Origin of the sequence: Limnofasciculus baicalensis BBK-W-15 (assembly GCF_024178385.1) — a bacterium.
Classification (GTDB): Bacteria; Cyanobacteriota; Cyanobacteriia; order Cyanobacteriales; family Coleofasciculaceae; genus Limnofasciculus; species Limnofasciculus baicalensis.
In genome coordinates this window covers 1-3,630 of sequence record NZ_JAMZMM010000235.1, presented here as the reverse complement: position 1 = coordinate 3,630, position 3,630 = coordinate 1, and the positions used below count along the sequence as shown (strand labels likewise).

3 protein-coding genes are annotated in these 3,630 nt (G+C 44.2%); all 3 read right to left on the bottom strand.

Annotated elements, in window-relative coordinates; all coding sequences use genetic code 11:
* Positions 1–105 precede the first annotated feature (105 nt).
* Positions 106–1,101: a polysaccharide deacetylase family protein gene (locus tag NJ959_RS19915; protein WP_254013487.1), complete on the bottom strand. Its 996-nt coding sequence runs from the start codon at positions 1,099–1,101 to the stop codon at positions 106–108.
* A gap of 293 nt (positions 1,102–1,394) precedes the next feature.
* Positions 1,395–2,957 (bottom strand): bifunctional pantoate--beta-alanine ligase/(d)CMP kinase, encoded by a 1,563-nt coding sequence (locus NJ959_RS19910; RefSeq protein ID WP_254013493.1) that lies wholly within the window; start codon positions 2,955–2,957, stop codon positions 1,395–1,397.
* 442 nt (positions 2,958–3,399) lie between these two features.
* A partial coding sequence (locus NJ959_RS19905; RefSeq protein ID WP_254013486.1) for a hypothetical protein occupies positions 3,400–3,630 on the bottom strand: 231 nt, incomplete at its 5' end.

Sequence of the window (3,630 nt, the reverse complement as noted above, 5' to 3'; positions counted from 1 at the left end):
CCCATCTGCCACCAACAATCTCAGCCCCCAACCAATAACCCATCCGCTGCCCATCTGCCACCAACAATCTCAGCCCCCAACCAATAACCCATCCGCTGCCCATCCTCATTCCGAATGTTTCACAGGATTTGGCTGCGGTTTTTTCGGCACAGGAGTTGGCTGAGTACTCTTACTTGCGCTAGCGGGTTTAGCTGGAGATGGTTTAACTTCCATTTTCAACAATTCCGATACCGTAACAAACTTATAACCCTGCTCTCTGAGCTTAGTAATCAATTCAGGTAAAGCCTTTACCGTATGGGAACGATCCCCGCCACCATCGTGCATCAATACAATGCCTCCAGGTTGGGTTTCCCCTAGCACATTTGCCGTCAATCTTTGTACCGTAATCCTGCCACCTTTCCAATCACTTGAGTCAGCGGACCACATAATGACAGCATTCTTTTTCTGGTGAGCCGAGGCTACTAATCCATTGTGTAGAAAACCTCCAGGAGGTCTGAATAGAGATGTTTTTACTCCAGTTGTTTTATAAATTATATCGTTAGTTTTATCAATTTCACTAGCCGCACTAGCTGGGCTATGATTATGATATTCATGACTCCAAGTATGATTGCCAACTCCATGTCCATCAGCTACTATCTGTCCCATTAGCTGTGGATAATTACTGACATTCCTCCCCACCACAAAAAAGGTAGCTTTAGCATTATTTTTTTTGAGAATATTCAGTATTTCTGAGGTTGTTACCGGCCAAGGACCATCATCAAAAGTCAGGGCAACGACTTTATTTTCTGGCTTGACTTGAACCTGGTTAAGTGTTTTACTTTGAAACTGGACAGGACTAGTAAAGCTGATCTGTTTTACTGTTTCTGCGACCACTTTTCCATTCGATTTTTGATGATCCTGATTTTTTTTATCGCTCAATCCTTTGACTTTTGAGTCAGAATTACCTCCTCGCTCTGAACCACCAACCGATACATTAAGTTTAGAATCGATCGACCAATCAGCGGGCAAACTTAAGCCGGCGAGAAAACCAAGCACAACAGCAGCGACAGTAATCAATACTCTGTACCGCCAGATAAACAGACGCGGGTTAGTCACATTCATTCTCCTTCACTCCTCTGAACATATACGGCGGCAAGTCATGGTTTTTTTAGTTATTTATTCTCAAGGTTAGGATTAGTTTAGATATTACTTCCCTTGAAGAAATATCCTACGGATAGCCTGCCCAATAGAGATTTACCCATGAAAGCCCAATCGTAGACCAACCTGTAGTCACACAAACTCCCTTGCCAACAGACTACCCCCCAATAGCTAAAGGCAGTCCCCTCTCAATTGGGATGATTGTTTTGTTTTTGCTAGTTACTGGCAAAACAGCACAATATCCGGGACAAATTGTACTATGAAAATCCCTTCTGGTGGTAAAGATTAACAATACGCTCAGTTACTTCAGAAATACTCATCCCATCAGTTTTTATCTCAATGGCATCTCCCGCCTTCCGGAGGGGGGCGATTGCGCGAGTACTATCCCGCAGATCCCGCTGCTGAATATCCTTTTCTAACTGTTCTAAACTCATATCGCCTTGCTTTTGCTCTTTAATATCTTGCCAGCGACGGCGTGCCCTTTCCTCAACAGAGGCAGTTAAGAAGATTTTTAGTTCGGCATCTGGAAAAACAAACGTACCGATATCCCGTCCTTCCGCCACAATACCGCCTTTCGCTCCCCACCGCTGCTGTTGTTTGACTAATTCGCGACGGACAGTAGCCAGAGCTGCGATCGCAGATACATTAGCTGTAACCTCTAGAGAACGAATCTCTTTAGTCACTTCCTCCTCATCAATCCAAACCTGAACCCCATCATTAGATTCTACTAGGGAAATTTCCGATTGACTGACTATTTCCGCGATCGCAGGTTCATCGTCAATGTCAATATTTGCTGACATAACTCGCCAAGTTAAAGCACGATACATCGCGCCAGTATCCAAATAGATTAGTCCCAATTCCTGCGCCACTCTGCGAGTAACGGTAGATTTCCCTGCACCCGCCGGACCATCAATAGCAACAATAGGTTGGCGATTCTGAAGTACCATATTATCAATTAAACGGGTTGTTCCGAAACGAACTGCGATCGCTAATAAGCCATCTTGCTCCACCTGTTCCAAAGGGGCTAGAGTTGTCGGATGTACTAATTCAATGTACTCCACCTCAATATCGCTGGCTTTGATTAATTTTGACTTGACAGCTTCAATAATAACAGTGCTATGGCAACGCCAGCCGACCGCATCGCGATTCCCAGCTTGAAAAACTTTTTGAGCTTCTTTTAATGCACTATAAATGATGCTAGCTCGATCTTTTTGCACCTCAGTCAAATACTTATTGCGAGAACTCCAAGCGAGTCCCGACTCCAAGCGGACAATCGGACAAGGAACAATTGTCACAGGTAAGTTTAAATCATCTACCAAACGCCGGATAATTGCCAGTTGCTGGGCATCCTTCTGACCAAAATAGGCACGTTCCGGTTGGACTAAATTTAACAACTTAGTTACTATTGTAGCGACTCCCTGAAAGTGACCGGGACGAGAAGCACCGCACAATACAGAGGTCATCGCCCCTGGGGGAACCACTTGAGTAAACTGAATTCCAGAGTCTGAATTCAGCGGAGATTTTCCATATAATTCAATTGCTGTCGGGGCAAATATAGCATCAACCCCCACCTCCTCACAGAGTTTTCTATCCTCCTCCAACTGACGGGGATAGCGCTGAAAATCTTCTGTGGGAGCAAACTGTAGGGGGTTGACAAAAATACTGACGATGACAATAGCATTTTCTTGTCTCGCCCGTTCAATTAAACTTAAGTGACCTGGGTGCAATGCTCCCATTGTGGGTACTAAACCCACATCCTTTCCGGATCGATGACGTTCTAAGTAGCAGCGCAATCCCGCTATTGTGGTAAACAGGCGCATGAGATTTGAGAGAGTGCGGACTTTAGTTATAAGACAATAGCATGAAAACTCCCTGACTAAAGTCCGGTGAGTGTCAACGATCTTAATACCTGAATGGCTGATAGCCATGTCTGTTCTTGGTTTAATCGGAAGTTACCCCCCGCAATAGACTTTACCCTATGAACTGCGATACTTGGGAGTGGAAAAGGTGAATTGGGAGGCAGCTATTAACTATAATCCACAAGTTTATTCAGGGAAAATTACTCTTTTGATAGAAAAAACAGTTTGTCTAATGGTATAGCAGTCGCCAGGGCGGTTAAGAGATCCGAAAATGCCAGAACTAAGTCACAGCAGGTATTTGACTTTTGACTTTTGCTATACTTGGGTGAGTTTATGGGGTGGGATAAGTTAACCTCTGAAGGCGTGAAGAAGTATGAGATTCCCAGCCAATCCGGGAATTTGTTTAATCAAACCTCTGCTCCCTTCTTGACAGCTCAATTGCAGGTGTGCTTAGATGGAGATGAGTAGTGGCTTTCTTCACAAGTTTGAGGCGGGAGAGGAAGGGAAAGAATACTTTAAGTTTAATTGAGCTTACTAACCGAATAATTTCGATGTCAACTAAGAAGTGGTGGTCAGAAAAGGGTGTGGCTAAATCAAAAAAGTACATTTCCTGAGCAGAATCATCAATGGAGAT